The 16,327-nt window shown below is 59.5% G+C and carries 17 protein-coding genes; 8 read left to right on the forward strand and 9 right to left on the reverse strand.

Annotation, left to right across the window (positions count from 1 at the left end; translation table 11 throughout):
- Nucleotides 1-45: 45 nt before the first annotated feature.
- Complete coding sequence (locus EOI86_RS05130) at nucleotides 46-759, reverse strand: rhomboid family intramembrane serine protease (protein ID WP_127764034.1); 714 nt, start codon at nucleotides 757-759, stop codon at nucleotides 46-48.
- Nucleotides 760-781: 22 nt separating this feature from the next.
- Nucleotides 782-1,294 (reverse strand): GNAT family N-acetyltransferase, encoded by a 513-nt coding sequence (locus tag EOI86_RS05135; protein WP_127764035.1) that lies wholly within the window; start codon nucleotides 1,292-1,294, stop codon nucleotides 782-784.
- A gap of 184 nt (nucleotides 1,295-1,478) precedes the next feature.
- Between EOI86_RS05135 and EOI86_RS05140 the strand changes: the two genes are divergently transcribed.
- From EOI86_RS05140 to EOI86_RS05175, 8 genes are all read left to right on the forward strand, one after another.
- Nucleotides 1,479-2,294: an SDR family NAD(P)-dependent oxidoreductase gene (locus tag EOI86_RS05140; protein WP_127764036.1), complete on the forward strand. Its 816-nt coding sequence runs from the start codon at nucleotides 1,479-1,481 to the stop codon at nucleotides 2,292-2,294.
- Between the two features lie 38 nt (nucleotides 2,295-2,332).
- Nucleotides 2,333-3,847, forward strand: a complete 1,515-nt coding sequence (locus EOI86_RS05145) for an AMP-binding protein (protein WP_127764037.1) — start codon at nucleotides 2,333-2,335, stop codon at nucleotides 3,845-3,847.
- Between the two features lie 100 nt (nucleotides 3,848-3,947).
- Entirely contained in the window at nucleotides 3,948-4,664 is a 717-nt protein-coding gene (locus tag EOI86_RS05150) for a hypothetical protein (protein WP_127764038.1), read from the forward strand.
- Nucleotides 4,661-5,899 carry a DUF4350 domain-containing protein gene (locus EOI86_RS05155; RefSeq protein WP_127764039.1) on the forward strand — a complete coding sequence of 413 codons (1,239 nt, stop codon included), beginning with the start codon at nucleotides 4,661-4,663 and terminating at the stop codon, nucleotides 5,897-5,899. Before EOI86_RS05150 ends, EOI86_RS05155 begins: the two co-directional genes overlap by 4 nt.
- A complete protein-coding gene (locus EOI86_RS05160; RefSeq protein WP_127764040.1) occupies nucleotides 5,865-6,821 on the forward strand; it encodes an AAA family ATPase in 957 nt (318 codons plus the stop codon). The genes EOI86_RS05155 and EOI86_RS05160 overlap by 35 nt, the downstream gene beginning before the upstream one ends.
- A complete protein-coding gene (locus EOI86_RS05165; RefSeq protein ID WP_127764041.1) occupies nucleotides 6,821-8,128 on the forward strand; it encodes a DUF58 domain-containing protein in 1,308 nt (435 codons plus the stop codon). Before EOI86_RS05160 ends, EOI86_RS05165 begins: the two co-directional genes overlap by 1 nt.
- A gap of 3 nt (nucleotides 8,129-8,131) precedes the next feature.
- Nucleotides 8,132-9,136 (forward strand): stage II sporulation protein M, encoded by a 1,005-nt coding sequence (locus tag EOI86_RS05170; protein WP_127764042.1) that lies wholly within the window; start codon nucleotides 8,132-8,134, stop codon nucleotides 9,134-9,136.
- Entirely contained in the window at nucleotides 9,129-10,220 is a 1,092-nt protein-coding gene (locus tag EOI86_RS05175; protein ID WP_127764043.1) for an RDD family protein, read from the forward strand. The genes EOI86_RS05170 and EOI86_RS05175 overlap by 8 nt, the downstream gene beginning before the upstream one ends.
- A gap of 13 nt (nucleotides 10,221-10,233) precedes the next feature.
- On the opposite strand, the gene EOI86_RS05180 is transcribed toward EOI86_RS05175, so the two are convergent.
- The 7 genes from EOI86_RS05180 to EOI86_RS05210 all read right to left on the reverse strand — a co-directional run bounded on the left by EOI86_RS05180 (nucleotide 10,234) and on the right by EOI86_RS05210 (nucleotide 16,186).
- Nucleotides 10,234-11,046: a hypothetical protein gene (locus EOI86_RS05180; RefSeq protein WP_127764044.1), complete on the reverse strand. Its 813-nt coding sequence runs from the start codon at nucleotides 11,044-11,046 to the stop codon at nucleotides 10,234-10,236.
- Nucleotides 11,047-11,124: 78 nt separating this feature from the next.
- Nucleotides 11,125-11,961 (reverse strand): hypothetical protein, encoded by an 837-nt coding sequence (locus tag EOI86_RS05185; RefSeq protein ID WP_127764045.1) that lies wholly within the window; start codon nucleotides 11,959-11,961, stop codon nucleotides 11,125-11,127.
- Nucleotides 11,962-12,079: 118 nt separating this feature from the next.
- A complete protein-coding gene (locus EOI86_RS05190; RefSeq protein WP_127764046.1) occupies nucleotides 12,080-12,535 on the reverse strand; it encodes an NfeD family protein in 456 nt (151 codons plus the stop codon).
- Nucleotides 12,523-13,539 (reverse strand): SPFH domain-containing protein, encoded by a 1,017-nt coding sequence (locus tag EOI86_RS05195; protein ID WP_193555769.1) that lies wholly within the window; start codon nucleotides 13,537-13,539, stop codon nucleotides 12,523-12,525. Before EOI86_RS05195 ends, EOI86_RS05190 begins: the two co-directional genes overlap by 13 nt.
- A gap of 119 nt (nucleotides 13,540-13,658) precedes the next feature.
- The gene (locus EOI86_RS05200; protein WP_205032066.1) at nucleotides 13,659-14,729 is read right to left on the reverse strand and encodes an AbrB family transcriptional regulator; all 1,071 of its coding nucleotides are present in this window, start codon (nucleotides 14,727-14,729) and stop codon (nucleotides 13,659-13,661) included.
- Entirely contained in the window at nucleotides 14,729-15,697 is a 969-nt protein-coding gene (locus tag EOI86_RS05205; RefSeq protein WP_127764047.1) for a M14 family metallopeptidase, read from the reverse strand. Before EOI86_RS05205 ends, EOI86_RS05200 begins: the two co-directional genes overlap by 1 nt.
- 93 nt (nucleotides 15,698-15,790) lie before the next feature.
- Nucleotides 15,791-16,186 carry a VOC family protein gene (locus EOI86_RS05210; RefSeq protein ID WP_127764048.1) on the reverse strand — a complete coding sequence of 132 codons (396 nt, stop codon included), beginning with the start codon at nucleotides 16,184-16,186 and terminating at the stop codon, nucleotides 15,791-15,793.
- Nucleotides 16,187-16,327 lie beyond the last annotated feature (141 nt).

Consider the following 16,327-nt stretch of genomic DNA (forward strand, 5'->3'; position numbering starts at 1 on the left):
AACCCCCGGCCGTGCCAGTTCCCCGGCCCGTCGCAGGCAGGAAGGTTAACGGGTTGGAAGCCGTTTCTCCAGCATGGGCATCAGGATAAAGCCCAGGATGAAGCCGCCGAGATGCGATTCCCAGGCAATGCGGCCTTCGACGCCGAACAAGGCGCCCGGTAGCACGCCAACCACCACGGTTAGGCCAATCCATACCATGATGAAGACTGCGGCGTTGCGCGGGTCGTTGAAGGGGCGGGGCGGCGGCAACCTGTCCGGACGCGGCTTCAAGGCGACTGCCGCGACCGCGCCGACCATGCCGGAAACGGCGCCGGACGCGCCGATCACGATTGCGGTCGATTCCGAATTGAGGACCTGCAAGGTCAAAACGCCCGCAATCGCCGTCAGCGCATAGAGCAGCAGGAACTTCAATTCCCCCATGCGGCGCGCCACGACGCTTCCAAATGCCATGAAGAAGGACATGTTCATGAACAGATGCATGAAGTCAGCGTGCAGAAGCGTGTAGCCGATGGGCGATATGATCGCCGCGACCGGGTCCGCCGCCAAAGCGCCTTCGCCCGTGTACCGCGCCGGCATGTAGGCGAAGGTTCTAAACAACCATTCCTGGGCGGGATAGGACAGGAACATGCGGCCGACATGGACCAATACATTGGCCGCGACGACCCAAGTCACGATTGGGGGAAGATTGAAAATCGGCGGTTCAGCGCGCGGATTACCCCCTTGCGGCGGCGGCGTGTTGGGGGACGAAGGCTCGGTCATCTGTATCTTTCTTTTCCAGAGCCTACCATGTGGCTTCTGAGGCAAGCGCCTGCAAGGCCAGCCCGTCAAGTTCCAGGATGCGGGCCTCCTCGTCCCTGGCGCCAAGCGCGGTAAAAAAGGCCCGTGCGGGCAAATTGTCGCTCATCACGCCCCACCACAAAGATGGCAGGCCGGAGTTGACTGTTTCGGCGGCAACGGCGCTGAAAAGTTTGCGCCCGACACCGAAGCGGCGCTTGTCCGGCATGACGAACAGGTCGGTCAACCAGATGCCGCGCCGGGCAAGATCGGAATTGAACATCCAATGATACAGCGCATAGCCGGCCGGACGGCCGGTATGCTCGGCAATCAGGAAATGGCATATACGGTCTTCGGAAAAGGCCTCGTCATGGATCAACTCCGCGGTATAGAGGGTGGCCGGTTTGCCGTGCGCCAGGTTCAAGGCATTCGCCATATCGGCCAGCGCTTGGGTGTCCCGCGGTTCGGCGCGCCGCACGGCGACGGCATCCTCATTGTTCTTTGGGGCGGGCCTGTTCACGGAAAACCTCGAAATGCAGTACGGCGGAGCATTCCGACTCTAGGCCCGGGGGCCGGCGGATGCCAAGTTGCCCCATTTGGCCGCACATCGAAACAAGCAGTGTTGCCGTTCGCGGCGTTGTCGCTGACTGAACCGCATGCCAATCTTTCGCCAACAAGTAATAAATTTCGAGGAGGATTTAGGCATGGCGGATCGCTTGGCGGGAAAGGTCGCCCTTATTGTCGGGGCGGGATCTTCGGGCCCGGGTTGGGGGAACGGCAAGGCGACGGCGGTGCTCTTCGCCCGCGAAGGGGCCAAGGTGATGTGCGTGGACCGAAATGGCGACGCGGCGGCGGAAACGGCCGCTGTCATCGAAGCCGAAGGCGGCGAGGCCAGGACGTTTCCGGCCGATGTCACTTCCCATGACGACATCAAGGCCATGGTGGATGCTACCATGAAGGCCTGGGGTCGGATCGATATTCTGGACAATAATGTTGGGATTGCTGAGACCGGCGGCGTCGTCGAGACGACCGAAGAGCAGTGGGACTTCGTCCATGCGGTAAATTTGAAATCCGCGTTTCTATCGATGAAACATGTGATTCCCATCATGGCCGATCAGGGCGGCGGGTCGATCATCAATATCTCTTCCATCGCCGGGATCGCCTATACCGGCGTGCCCTATTGCACATATTACTCGACCAAGGCAGCGATGAACCATCTGACGCGGACGACTGCCCGGCAATACGCGAAAGACCATGTGCGTGTGAACGCTGTCTTGCCCGGCCTGATGAAGACGCCGATGGTCGCCGCGGCCACGGGACTGGTGTCTCAATACGGTGAAGGCGATGTGGAAGCGACCTGGGCGGCGCGCGACGCGCAATGCCCCATGGGCCATATGGGGGATGCCTGGGATGTCGCCTATGCCGCGCTGTTTCTGGCCTCGGATGAATCGAAATACGTCACCGGGCTGGAAATGGTTGTCGATGGCGGTATCACGCTTGGTTACACAAGTGGGCAGTAGAGCGTTGCTGGGACGGATGGCTGTAGGAAACGGATAAGATGAATCTCGCGACTTGGTTGGCGCGCGCGGCGCGTAGTTTTCCCGAAATTTGCGCGGTCGGGTTTGGCACCACCCCCTATCAGGACTACCGCACGCTGGCGAACCGGGCCGCGCGCCTCGCCGCGACTTTGCGCCAGGACCTTGGTCTGAAACCGGGGGACCGGGTGGCACTGGCGATGAAGAACACGCCCGACTATATGGAAATCCTCTGGGGCTTGTGGTGGGCGAACATTTCCGCCGTACCGGTCAATGCCAAGCTGCATGGGAACGAGTTCAAATACATCCTGGAGAACTCCGGCTGCCGCGTGGTCTTCACCACGCCCGACCTGACCGAAACGATCGAGCAATTCAAGCCGGCCTGCGTCGAACGTGTTTTCGAGGTGCGTACGGCGGAACACGAAGCGCTGTTCGGCGATGTGACGCTGGACCTGCAGGATGCCCATCCCGATGATATGGCGTGGCTGTTCTACACAAGCGGCACCACGGGGCGTCCCAAGGGCGCGCAGATCAGCCACCGGAACATTGCGGCGATGACCTTCGGCTATCTGTCCGATATCGAGCCGATCCATCCCGGTGAGCAATGCCTGCATGCCGCCCCGCTCAGTCATGGGTCGGGCATGTATATGGTGCCGCATCTGTGCAAGGCCGGTGTCAATGTCATCCCCGAATCCGGTGGCTTCGACCCGGCGGAAATCGGCGAATTGGCGAACCATTGGGGCGCGGTTTCCATGTTCGCGGCGCCGACCATGGTGACACGGTTGACCGGTCATCCGGGCGATATCGACCCGAGTGGCATTCGGACCATCACCTATGGCGGCGCGCCGATGTATGTAGACGATGCGATTCGTGCCATCGACCGGTTCGGCAACCGTTTCGCGCAACTTTTCGGTCAGGGGGAAAGCCCGATGACCGGCACTATTCTGTCGAAAGCGCAGATCGCAGACCGGAACCATCCGGATTGGCGGCACCGCCTCGGCTCCATCGGTATTGCCAATTCCACGGTTGAATGCACGATCGCCGATGACGACGGCACTCTGCTGGGCCCGAATGAAATCGGCGAAGTGGTGATTCGCGGTGACGCCGTTTTCAAGGGCTATTGGAACAATCCGGAAGCGACGGCCAAGGCGCTGAAGCATGGCTGGCTCTATACCGGCGATGTGGGGGAAATCGACGCGGACGGTTTCATCACGCTGAAGGATCGTTCAAAGGACATGATCATCTCCGGCGGGTCGAACATCTATCCGCGTGAGATAGAGGAAGTGCTGCTCACCGACGACCGGGTTCAGGAAGTCTCCGTCATCGGGCGCCCCGACGCCGATTGGGGCGAAGTGGTCGTGGCCTATGTCGTCGGGGAGGGTGTCGGTCCCGCCGATTTGGACAAGCTGTGCCTGGATAATATCGCCCGGTTCAAACGCCCCAAGGAATACGTCTTCGTCGATGCGCTGCCGAAGAGCAATTACGGCAAGATCCTGAAAACCGAGCTGCGGGAAACGGACAAGGCACGGCAGGGATAGGTATTGCGCGTCAATCAAAGACAGGCGTTGGAGCGGGGCAATCTTTGGTATAGTTTTTGACCGACACTGTCCCGGAGTTAGGCTGCGCCCTCGGCTTGTTATGAAATCCGACCGTTTTTCCCCTTTTGCAGCCACGCTGCTTTTCTCACTGTGTTTTCCGTTCCTCGCTTCCAACGGCTTGGCTCAAGGGGCGTCCGACCCTGGTGCCGTCGCCCGTGAGATCCTGTCGAACGGACCCTACCAGACCGAGTTGGACCTGGCGAAACCCCGCGAGAAGCAAGATCTGAATTGGGATTGGTCTTGGCTGAGCGACTTGTTTTCCTTCAGCGAGTCGATGGCGCCCGCCATGCGGGCCGTTCTTTACGTCCTGCTCATTGCCGGGATTTGCCTAATCCTCTTCGCGGTTTTCCGAGGATTGTACGGCCGTTTCCGTCCAAAGATCGACACTGACGAAGAGATCGATGACGACGCCGGCGTTACGGTCCGAACACGACGGTTTGACGGTGTGGGCACGTTGAACGACGCCGATGCGCTGGCCGAAGCGGGCCGGTATTCAGAAGCCGTGCGCGTGCTGATGTTTCGAAGCCTTGAGTTTCTTCGGTCTGGGATCGGGGATGCGCTTTTTCCCTTCCTGACCAGCCGGGAAATTCTGCTGGTGTCGGGCTTGGACGCGGATGAACGGGACGCCCTTCGGCGGATCGTCGCGGCGGAAGAAATTTCTCATTTCGGCGAGACCCTGTTGAACGCGGAAGCCTATCGAAGCTGCCGGCAGGATTTCATGGTGTTTTCCGGTCAATCCGGTGAGGGCACGGCATGAAATCGGGTGCCGTATTTGATACCCGTGTTGTGGCCGTACTGGTCTGCCTAGGCATTGCCGGATTCGTCGGGTCGTTGATCGTCGGATCGTTGGCCGGCGATCCGGAGGTCAGCAAACCTGTCGGGGCGAACGGATTTTCAACTTCGGCGGTCGGTCATCGGGCGTTCCGGGAATTGCTAACGGAATTGGGCCATGACGTTCGGACCCATACAAGAAAGGAAGTCCCGCCGGCGGGTGACCTGTCAGCCTTGGTGCTGGCTGAACCTTTGACCGGCAAACGCGCCCATGTTCAGCGCATGGTGCAAGACTACCCGACCCTGGTTGTCTTACCGAAATGGTGGGTACGGCCTGCTTTCAACAACCCGCATTGGGCCGCCAGTGCGACATTGCTGAGTGACAATCACGTTGCCGCTATCCTGGATTGGGTCCTTGAAGACGCGGAACTGCAGCGGATCGAAAAGGCCCCTACGGAATGGAAAATGGCGTCCAGTAGCGACATGCCGACGATCGATGGGGTGGTTCAACTGGTTCGGTCGGACCGGCTTTTCCCGTTGATATCGACGGATCAAGGCATCTTGGTTGGGGCCGTCGCCGATGGCGCTCAAACGACTATCATCGTCGCCGATCCGGATATGCTGGCGACCCATGGTCTGGGCAAGGGTGAAAACGCCGCCTTGATGGTGAAACTGATCGAGTCCTTCGGCGGGGCCGGGGCAATCGTTTTCGATGAGACAATCCACGGGTTCCAGATCCATCCCAGCGTGACCTCAGCGATTTTCGATATGCCCTTTGTCTGGATAACCGTTTTGGTGGGTATGGCGATCGGGGTCCTTGTCTGGGCTTCGTTCGGCCGGTTCGGGGCGCCCTTGGCTGTGCGCGACACCGTGAATACCGGCGGCGCCACCTTGGTCGAAAGCACGTCGGACCTGGTTGTGGAAGCCGGGAACCTCAGTGAATCTTTCAAACGCTATGTCGAGCAACTTCAGGCGCGGGTAGCCCAGCGACTGCATGCGCCGAAATCCCTTTCACGGGACGAATTGGTGGACTGGCTGGACAAGGTCGGCCGCAACCGCGGATCACAATTGGGGTATCGCGAATTGATGCGCCAAGTTTTGCTTCAACTAGACGGAAGCGGAACGTCGAATTCAAACGTATTGCGGCTGGCTCGTGCCTTGCGCCGCTGGGAAGAGGAGGTCACGCATGGCGATCGAAGCCGTCCGCAAAATGGCGGATAATCTGAAGGCTGAAGTCGGAAAGGTCGTCGTCGGCCAGGAAGATGCGGTGGAAATCCTGCTGGTCGCCCTGCTGTCCGAAGGCCATGTGCTGATGGAAGGGGTGCCGGGCACGGCCAAGACCTTGCTGGCGCAGACGTTTTCATCCGCCCTGTCTTTGGATTTCGGACGCATTCAGTTTACGCCGGATCTGATGCCGGGCGATGTCATCGGGACCAATTTGTTCGATTTCGGGTCGAATTCCTTTTCCCTTGTGAAGGGGCCGATCTTCACCCAGTTCCTGCTGGCCGATGAAATCAACCGAACACCGCCGAAGACCCAGGCTTCCCTGCTGCAAGCGATGCAGGAAAGGGAAGTGACGATCGACGGCAAGACGCATTCCCTGGGCGACGCCTTCATGGTGGTGGCGACCCAGAACCCGATTGAGCAACAGGGCACCTATCCCCTGCCGGAAGCGCAATTGGACAGGTTTCTGTTCAAACATGTTCTGACCTATCCAAGCCGCGATCAGGAACGGGATGTCGTCCGGCGGCATGGGGCGCGGACGGCGATGCCGTCGGTCAAGGAACATGGCGTTCGCCCGGTCGGCGATCTTGATGCATTGCGGGCCGCACGCGGCGTCGTGGCCGGCATCACCCTGTCCGATGACATGACGGATTATATCGTCGATGTTATCCGCGCGACGCGGGAACATCCGGCGCTTGCGTTCGGCGCCTCGCCGCGTGCCGCGACCAATTTGTCGGCGGCGGCGCGGGCCTATGCCGTTCTGCAGGGCCGCGACTATGTCATTCCCGACGATGTGAAGGCATTGGCCAACCCATTGCTTCGGCATCGCGTCGTCCTCTCGGCCTCGGCCGAAATCGAAGGCACGGGTGAGGACCAGGTGATCGATCAGATCCTGCAGCAAATTCCCGTGCCGCGCTGATGAAACCGACGATCCGCGCCGTTCTGCTCTGTGCTGCCGGCATTCCGCCGGTGGGGGCGTTGATCGTGATGGACGCCGCCTATTGGCCGGCTTCCGTCTTCTATATGCTGTTCGTGATTCTGATCGGCGGTGCGGACGCGGTGCTGTGTCCTTCAGCTCGATCCTTGACGGTCGCGATGGCGCCGCCGGGACAGCTATATGTTGGGCGGAACGGCGCGCTTGCGATGACATTGGCGTTCCACAGAACAGGGATGGCCGTTCCGGTCGACTGCCTGCTGGACGTCAACGAGGTGCTGCGGCGGCCTGCGCTGCGCCGCGTGACCGTTCCGGGCGAGGGTGAGGTGCAATTCGACATTCCCCTGCACGCCGACCGACGAGGCATGGCGGAGGTTGAGGCGCTTTGGCTGCGATGGCGCGGCCCGCTCGGTCTTTTTCAGCGCAGCCATGCGGTGGAAGGTGGCCGGATCCCGGTCGTCCCCGACGTCAATCTGGTTCGGGAAATGGAAATACGGTTCAACGCGCGCGACGCCATGCATGGCGTGAAGGTTCAGCGCCAAAAGGGCGAGGGGCAGGAATTCAATGCGCTTAAGGAATGGCGGGCGGGAATGGATACCCGCTCGATCGATTGGAAACAGTCGGCCCGCCACCGCGCCTTGATCTGCAAGGAATACGATGTCGAACGCAATCATCCGGTCGTGTTCGCCTTCGATACCGGCCATTTGATGGGCGAAGCGGTTCACGGACTGACGAAGCTGGACCACGCGATCAATGCCTCGCTGGTTCTGGGATGGACCTGTCTGCAAGGCGGCGATCGGGTCGGTGCCTATGGGTTCAATGCGCGGATGGGCGCCTATGCGGCGCCGGTCAGTGGGCGTTCCGGATTCTCGCGCCTGCAGGGCTTCGGCGCGGAACTGGCCTATTCCTTCGACGAAACGAATTTCACGCTGGGGCTCGGCGGTCTGCTCGGCCGTTTGGACCGGCGCAGCCTGGTCATCGTCTTCAGCGATTTTGTCGATACGGTGACCGCGGACCTGATGATCGACGGGCTGCGCCGCTTGGCCGGGCGGCACGTGGTTCTTTTCGTGACCTTCCGGAACGTCGAATTGGAAGACGTCGCCGAACGCATGCCGGCCGGTCCGAAGAACCTGGCCCAATCGGTCATCGCCGCGGACCTGATGCAGGAACGCAGGATCGTGACGCGCAGTTTGGAACAGATGGGGGTTCTGTGCTTGGAAACGGTGCCGGGCGAAATGAGTGCGTCCTTGATCAATCGGTATACGGACATCAAACGGCAGGGGCTGATCTGATCCATGAGTGAGATGATCCTGAAAAGCGCCGTCTTTCGCCAGGAACGGGAAAAGACCTGGCAGGAATTGGACGCGATCGTTACCCAGATCGAGAAAAAGGGCGTTCGGTCCCTGACGCCGGAACAATGCCATCGTCTGCCGCTGTTATATCGCGCGACGCTGTCATCGCTTTCCGTCGCGCGCAGCATATCGCTGGACCGTAACGTCCTCGACTATTTGGAAACGCTGTCCACGCGCGCCTATTTCTGCGTTCACGGCGCGCGCGGATCGGTCCTGAAATATCTGCGTGCGTTTCTGTTCGTTGAGTTCCCCGAAGCGGTTCGAGCGGCCAAATGGCACCTATTGGTCGCCATCGTGCTGCTGCTGGGGGGATTGCTTGCCGGGCATTGGTTGGTGGTCGCCAATGTGGATTGGTATCACAGCATCGTCCCGGAAGGCATGGCCGGCGGCAGGACGCCCGAGGCAAGCGCGGAAGACCTGCGTGCCGTCCTTTACGCGCCACCGGAGGATGGCGAGGCCATGCTGCATGTCTTCGCGTCCTATCTGTTCACGCATAATGCGGGTATCGGCATTCTGTGTTTCGGGTTGGGCTTTGCCCTGGGCATCCCGGTTTTTCTGCTGATCTTCTATAACGGGCTGATGATCGGGGCGATGACCGGTCTGCACGCAACGAAAGGATTGCTGCCGGATTTCGTCGGGTGGCTGTTCGTCCACGGCACGACCGAATTGCTGGCGGTGGTGCTATGCGCGGCAGCTGGTCTGATGCTCGGTTCCGCCGTTGCTCTGCCGGGCTCTTATTCACGGCTAGAGAATCTTCGGCGTCAAGGGCGGCTGGCGGCAAAGGTCGTTGTCGGGGCGGTGTTGATGTTCCTGGTTGCGGCCTTGCTGGAAGGTTTCGCCCGGCAATTGGTGACCGACATGACGACGCGGTATCTGATCGGCACCACCGCGGCGGTTCTATGGGCCGCATATTTCATTCTTGCCGGACGGGGGCGCCCGCATGGCTAGTCCGGCCGCCACCACAGCCGACGGCAAGAAACCGGCCGAAAGGAAACTATTGGGCGCGGTGCAAGAGAAAGCACGGCAGACGCGCCTGATTTCCACACCTGAAGGAGTCCAGGTCAGCGTTGCCCTGGCCGACCGCGGCGAACGCGCGGGGGCCGTTATTCTGGACCTGATCTTCATCGGGTTGGCGCTGACCGGTGTCATCCTGGCGCTGGGCGGCCTGCGGCTGAGCGGCCTTATGACCATGGACTGGGTGATCGCCTTAGGGTATCTGATGTTCTTTCTGATCCAGAACTTCTATTTCCTGTTCTTCGAACTTCGCTGGCAGGGCAGAACACCCGGCAAGAAAATCATGAACCTGCGGGTCATCGACCGGCGCGGCGGAACGCTTTCCGCCGATGCGGTATTCGCCCGCAACCTGATCCGGGAAGTGGAACTATTCATTCCGATGCTGCTGTTACTCTCAGGGGCCGGTAGCGGCTTGGGTGCCTGGGGGACGCTGTTTCAATGGTTGTGGATTGGCGTCTTTCTGTTTTTCCCGTTTTTCAACAGGGACCGGATGCGGGTCGGCGATTTGATCGCGGGAACCTGGGTTGTCGTTTCCCCCAAGGCGGCGCTGCTGTCCGACTTGTCGGAGGAGGACCGTTATTCACCGCAAACCTCGCCCGAAGCAAAACAGCGCGGGCGTTTGCAGACCGTGCCGGATGCGGAGTCCCAGACAGGTCCGCAGGCTGCTCCCCAGACGGTTGTCCAGACGGCTGCCCAGACGGCTGCCCAGGCACCGCCGGAGGAGCCCTCGAAACTGCGCTTCACCTTCACGGACAAGCAGTTGGATACCTATGGAATCTTCGAACTTCAGACGCTGGAGGACGTGCTGCGCCGATCCGGCCCGGAAGCGTATGCGGTCCGCGCCGCGGTCGCCAACCGGATCCGCCAAAAGATCGGCCATGCCAGCGGCGCTGCGCCTGATGGAAGCCTGACCCCCGGTCAGGTCGCCCCCTTCCTGGACCAATTCTACAAGGCGCTGCGCCAACGGCTGGAAGCGCGAATGCTGCTGGGCGACCGCAAGGAAAGCAAATACGACTGATCCAATCGAAGGGTCAGTCGAAAACTGCCGCGACTTCGTCCTGCCGGCAGCCCTCTTTGGCGTTTCGTATTTCGTCGTATAACGCAGCAATGAAGATCACGGCAAACACGTACATCGGCGTGCCGATCGCATTTGTCATTGGGATTTTCGAATTTGCTTCCGCGAAATTAACTATTTCTGCGTCGTGTATCAGATACATTAGTTGAAACGCAGAAAGCCCGACAAATTGTATGATGCTGTAAAAGATCGCTAGCACCAGCAAAGCGACGAGAATCTTCCAACGATACCCAATGACCAATGTCTTGCTTCTGAAAAACGCATCCTTGACGCCGAGACCTTCACGCACAATTGCGGGAGTGACTAGCGCGTAGGTCGCGATGAAGTAGAGGCCGGGTATCACAAGCAGAATCAACCCGAGCCCAAACCCAATATGGGTAAGGATTGTTCCGATATACACGGGGAGCATTCCGATCAGACCGTTGCCGAGCGATGTGAATAACTCTGGTTTGGCGCCAGCCAAGCGCTGCAAAGAGAATGTAGTAATTGCTCTGCTTGCCACACTGTAAATTGCCAATTGTCCAAGGAAAAAGATTACGCCAAGAATGCTCGCGATATCAGTAAGCCGGTATTCCGACAACAGCGTGTCCGGAGTAACTGCTAGTATGGCTACAAAGGGTAGGACGCCGATAAGTCCGAAAACGATATTCTGCGGTAAGTACCGGAAGAATAACGAACAGCTTCGTCCAAACACTGAAAACACTGAAAACACTGAAATTGGCGGTGCCTTGCCGGTTTGAATCTGAATTTCTGCCGGACTGTCGGTCAAAATCCGCCTCACAAACATTATTGATCCCGGAACCACATTGGTCCGTCGTCATGCAATGTGGATATGTGCTTTTTGACCTCAGTCGAAGACGGATGCGATTTCTTCCGCGCTGGACCCTTCCTTGGCGACCCGGATCTGGTGATACAGAACCGATGCGAAGACCAGAATGAAGAGGTATTGAACCGCTTCGAAGAGCGAGCCAATAACGATTGCTGCGGTTCCGGGCGCCGTCTGGATCAATTCGCCTGACAAGGTGAAGGGGAACGTTCCCGCGGCGATGCCGAAAGCGACCCCGACGGCCAGCATCAACAGAAATGCAAGAATCCCTGCGCCGAAGATGCGCCATCGATACCCTTTGGTGAGGGCGGCGCTTCGGGAGAGAGCAGCGAAAGGACCTTTACGCTCCGCCACGGCGGCCGGAACGGCAATGAACAGCATGGTCATCACAATCACGCCCGGGATGACGAGGAAGACGAAGCCGACCATCATGGCCAAACCTTGGAGCACCATTACAAAGAAAACAGGAATGCCGCGCTTCAACCCCTCAACCATGGAGGCAACGATTGAGACGTCACCGTTCGCCAGGAGGACACAGGCCATGTGCGTGATCGCACCGTAGAGCCACGACACCAGGAGCCATGAGACAATCACATAAGCCGCGATGAATACGGGGCTTGCTGCGCCTGTCATCATATCGGCCTGGAAGGATGGTGCAATCAAGATGACCGCGAGGGTGGGGAGCCAGGTAACCGCGGCGAGCAGGAAGAAGCGGTGGAAATTCGTGAACAGGATGGAAAGGGTCACCGAGAAGACCGTACCGATTGAAAGCGTCCCCGGCGCCATGGCCGGCGCGGACACGCCGGCTGCCCCGGAATCTGATGTACCGCTTGGAATTCCGCCATTCTGATCCGACATTGCTTTCCCCCTGTAAAGCTCAATCCCCGAGACGACTCGGTGCAGCTTTCAACCTTGATGGCTTTGTCAATAAGGGGCAACCAAAAATGAACGGCATTTGTCCGGAGTCGAGCGTAGGTTAGGAGGCGACTTCCACAATGAGGGTGGAGCCTTCTACTTCGGTCACGCGGGCCTTGGCGCCCGCGATGAAATCCGACCCATCGGTGCTGCGGGCGGACCAGGATGAGTCTTCAAGCTTTACCCGGCCCTGGCCGTTCACGAAGGCATCGAGGACGATGACGGTGCGGCCGATGTAATGGGCGCCGCGGCGGTTGAGCATTTCATCGGAGGATTCGGTTGGATGGCGTTGCTGCCAATATCGGAACCCCGCGATGGAGACGACGCTGATCACCGCGAAGATCAGCATCTGATATTCCCAGTCGATGCCGGGATGGATCAGCAATAGCGCGCCGACGGCGGCGGACGCGACCGACATCCACATGAAGAAGGTCCCGGGGACAACGATTTCAAGCGCCAGCAGCCCCAAGCCAAGGGCCCACCACCACCAGAATTCGATCTGGTCTAGCCACTCCATGGGCCGCTCCTCGGCGTCGTCGGGGAGTCGTCATCATCATCGCCCAGGTCCAACGCGCCGTCCCCGCCCTTGAAGTTCAGCGCTTCCTTGGCGAGGTCGGCGATCCCGGCGACCGAACCGATGATCGAGGCAGCTTCCACCGGCATCATCAGAACCTTCTGGTTCGGGGATGAGGCCAGATGTTTCAGCGCGTCGGTATATTTCAAGGCGACGAAATAGTTGATGGCCTGCACATTGCCGCCGGCAATCGCCTTGGAAACGATGGCCGTTGCCCGCGCTTCCGCCTGGGCTTCGCGTTCGCGGGCCTCGGCGTCGCGGAACGCTGCTTCCTTGCGGCCTTCGGCTTCCAGGATCGCGGCCTGTTTCTGGCCGTCCGCCTGAAGGATGGCGGATTGCTTGTCGCCTTCCGCTTCCAGGATGGTGGCGCGCTTCTCGCGTTCCGCTTTCATCTGGCGCGCCATGGCGTCCACCAGGTCGCGCGGGGGGGATATGTCCTTGATTTCAATACGCGTGACCTTCACGCCCCAGGGATTGGTCGCTTGATCCACCACGGTCAGCAATTTGGTGTTGATCGCGTCGCGTTCCGACAGCACTGCGTCCAAGTCCATGCCGCCCATCACGGTCCGAAGATTGGTTTTGGTCAGGTTCATGATGGCGCGTTCCAGGTTATTGACCTCATAGGCCGCCTTGGCAGCGCTGATGACCTGAAAGAAGACGACGCCGTCCGCCGTGACCTGGGCGTTGTCGCGGGTGATGACTTCCTGACTTTCGACGTCCATCACGGTTTCGCGCATATTGATCTTGGATCCGACGCGGTCGACGATCGGCACAATCAGGTTAAGGCCCGGCGTCAGGGTCTTGGTATATTTTCCGAACCGTTCGACGGTGTATTCCATGCCCTGGGGAACCGATTTGATTCCCATGAAGACAAGCACGATCGCCAGAATGACCGCCAGAATGACGAAAATGGCGAAACCTTCGATAGGGAAGGGCAATTGTTGCATCGGCTTTCTCCAGCCTGTTCGACCCAAAAGGGACACGACGGAAAAAACCGCCTGTAGTCAAATAGATAGGGTGGATTAAGCTCTTTTCCAAGCACCCTAAGGTTGCAAATTGGTTGCTATCATTCCTGCTTTTTAATCCCGGTCAGTTTGAAGAATTGCGGCGCGACAATGACCACATAGGCAATTCGCACCACGTGATGGGTCGCGACGAAGGCGACATCGGCGCCAAGGGCGAGGGCCACCAGGGACATTTCGGCAAGTCCCCCCGGCGCATAGGCCAGGACCACCATCAATGGGTCCAGGTCGGTTATCCAGCCGATGCCGACGGCGAACATGGCCGTTACCATCAGCATCAAAACGGTCGACCCGACCCCGATCCTGATAACACGCAGGATTTCCTTCGGCGGCACACCGACGAAACGACAGCCGATGACCGTCCCAATGATCCATTGCGCGGTGTTGACGATTTCCAGGGGCGGCTGGGCTGAGGTGATGCCCGCCAAGTGGATCGCCGCGCTGGCGACCATGGGCCCGACCAGCATTTTCGCGGGCAGGTTCAGGATCTTGGCGATCGGGTAGCCGACCACCATGCAGGACCCCAGGATGGCGAGGTCTTTCAGCGGCACATCGACGATGGACACGCCGAACTGCGATCGGTCCGACATGTCCAGGCCCTCGACCAGCCGGAACCAGATCGGGATGATGAACACGGCAATCAAAATGCGGCTGGCATGGGTCAGGACGATTTTCTTTTCATCCCCGCCCATCACGGCGCCGACGATCATCATTTCGTTCAACCCGCCGGGCATGCCGGAGAAATAGGCAGTCACGGGGTCGTATCCCGCGACTTTGCGGAAATAGGGATAGGCGACGAGGCCGATGACGCCGACATAAAGCGCCAGCATCGCGATACTGACAGACCATTCGGCGACATGGTCCATCATCTCCGGCCGGAATCCGCTACCCAACATGACGCCGAGGATCATGATCATAGGCGGGCGCAAGCGGATCGGCCCCTTGACCGGCAGGTTGAACAGCGCCGCGATCAGGCAGAAGGTCATCGGCCCCAGCATCCAGGGCAGGGGCAACGTCGCCAGATTGGCCAGGAAGCCGCCGGCGGCGGCGATCGACAAGGCGAATGCAACCTGCATCAGGTCGGACTTGCTGGGCGCGTTGAAAGAAATAGCCATTACGGCATCACCCGGCCGAGCCGAACCGCCGTCTGTCCCTTGCGGGCGGCGTGGCTCGGCATGACCAAGGCGCAATCGTCATAGGGGGTCGTGACATCAGCCGACCCATCCCGGCCGATCACGGTTCCGGCCTTCTCTATCCGCTCCATGCCCTGGAACGGTTTGGAAAAGGTGAAGCTGTCGGATGAAACGGTAACGACATCGGTGACGCGGACAACCTTTTGATCGGATGGTGGCGCGCTGAACCCCTGGGCATCGAGGAATGCGCTGTCGGCGAGCTTGGTGGCATGCAGGAAGGCCAGCAAGACCGTCCAGGCCATGTCGCCGGTTTGCCGGTGCCAATGCTGTCCACACTCGACCAAAAGCGCGTTCCTTTTAGAACTCGGATCGCCGAAATCGCGATAGTCGCGCAGTCGAACCCCGGCGGCATGGCCGGAATCGATGATGGTCGTTCCCGGATAACCGACGGCTTTCGCGAAATCGACGCCTTTGTTGAGCGGACCGGCGAGCATCATGGCCGGTGAATTACCGGACATGGAATGGATGTCCAGCAACAGGTCCGTCTCGTCGATCAAGGGGCGGATCTTCCGGGCGCGCGTCAATTCAAGGCTCTGCCGCGGGCCGTCCAGCACGTCGGCCGACCACAGCCGGTTGAAGTCTTCGTCGACATATCGGGATTGGCCCGGGTTCATCGGATCGAAGTTTTCGTATGCAGCGATATTCGCGAATCCAAGAAGCAGGCTGCCGCGGGCGGGCCGAAAACCGGATTTGAAAAGCCGGTCCAGTGCGATTGCGCCGCAGATCTCGTTGCCGTGGGTCAGGGCGTTCACCATGACCGTTGGCCCGGCCTGACCGCTGTCGAAACGATGATAATAATCGACACCGGTATTGCCCTGCCGGTAGGGCGACAGATCGGGCGCTGTCAGGTCGACTTGGACTTCGCTTGAACCGGATTGTTTTGAGGACATTGGCCTGGATGCGTTTTTATTGCAGGGGTGTTGGGATAGAAGTGCGGCTGTTTGGAAGGGATCTCAATCCACTGGGGCTTGGATAGGGACAGATCAACCCGATGTCTCCGCAGGCGGGGTGTGACAGACGGCTTGGATCTTGTTGCCGTCAGGGTCGCGGATATAGGCGCCGTAATAGTTCGGATGATAGTGCGGGCGAAGGCCCGGCGCGCCGTCATCCGACCCGCCATGCGCCAGGGCGGCAGCGTGGAAGGCATCGACCTGATCACGACTTTCCGCCAAGAAGGCGATATGCGTGCCGTTGCCGACTGTCGCGGGTTTTCCGTCGAAAGGTTTCATGACCCAAACCTGATCACTACGGGCATCGCCATAACCGGCATGGTCGTCTTGCAGATAGAAACGCTCGATCCCCAGACATGCGAAAACGGCGTCATAAAACGCCACAGCGCGGTGTATGTCGTTCGTGCCGATGGTTGCATGGCTGAACATGGCGTCTAGTTCCCGGACGTTTGCTCAAATCTCAGCAGAGTGAATTGCGGAGAGTATAAGCCGCGTCGCGGGTGACCGATACCTTCTTGGGCGGGCAGCTGTATTGCGGTTCCGGCATGGTTTGGGGACATACCCCGCCCG

It is taken from the genome of Hwanghaeella grinnelliae (genome assembly GCF_004005845.1).
Lineage (GTDB): Bacteria > Pseudomonadota > Alphaproteobacteria > UBA8366 > Aestuariispiraceae > Hwanghaeella > Hwanghaeella grinnelliae.

Coding starts and splice junctions, on each gene's coding strand:
- EOI86_RS05130 (WP_127764034.1), bottom strand. CDS start 759: ATGACCGAGCCTTCGTCCCCCAACACGCCGCCGCCGCAAGGGGGTAAT.
- EOI86_RS05140 (WP_127764036.1), top strand. CDS start 1,479: ATGGCGGATCGCTTGGCGGGAAAGGTCGCCCTTATTGTCGGGGCGGGA.
- EOI86_RS05145 (WP_127764037.1), top strand. CDS start 2,333: ATGAATCTCGCGACTTGGTTGGCGCGCGCGGCGCGTAGTTTTCCCGAA.
- EOI86_RS05150 (WP_127764038.1), top strand. CDS start 3,948: ATGAAATCCGACCGTTTTTCCCCTTTTGCAGCCACGCTGCTTTTCTCA.
- EOI86_RS05155 (WP_127764039.1), top strand. CDS start 4,661: ATGAAATCGGGTGCCGTATTTGATACCCGTGTTGTGGCCGTACTGGTC.
- EOI86_RS05160 (WP_127764040.1), top strand. CDS start 5,865: ATGGCGATCGAAGCCGTCCGCAAAATGGCGGATAATCTGAAGGCTGAA.
- EOI86_RS05165 (WP_127764041.1), top strand. CDS start 6,821: ATGAAACCGACGATCCGCGCCGTTCTGCTCTGTGCTGCCGGCATTCCG.
- EOI86_RS05170 (WP_127764042.1), top strand. CDS start 8,132: ATGAGTGAGATGATCCTGAAAAGCGCCGTCTTTCGCCAGGAACGGGAA.
- EOI86_RS05175 (WP_127764043.1), top strand. CDS start 9,129: ATGGCTAGTCCGGCCGCCACCACAGCCGACGGCAAGAAACCGGCCGAA.
- EOI86_RS05185 (WP_127764045.1), bottom strand. CDS start 11,961: ATGTCGGATCAGAATGGCGGAATTCCAAGCGGTACATCAGATTCCGGG.
- EOI86_RS05190 (WP_127764046.1), bottom strand. CDS start 12,535: ATGGAGTGGCTAGACCAGATCGAATTCTGGTGGTGGTGGGCCCTTGGC.
- EOI86_RS05195 (WP_193555769.1), bottom strand. CDS start 13,539: ATGCAACAATTGCCCTTCCCTATCGAAGGTTTCGCCATTTTCGTCATT.
- EOI86_RS05200 (WP_205032066.1), bottom strand. CDS start 14,729: ATGGCTATTTCTTTCAACGCGCCCAGCAAGTCCGACCTGATGCAGGTT.
- EOI86_RS05205 (WP_127764047.1), bottom strand. CDS start 15,697: ATGTCCTCAAAACAATCCGGTTCAAGCGAAGTCCAAGTCGACCTGACA.
- EOI86_RS05210 (WP_127764048.1), bottom strand. CDS start 16,186: ATGTTCAGCCATGCAACCATCGGCACGAACGACATACACCGCGCTGTG.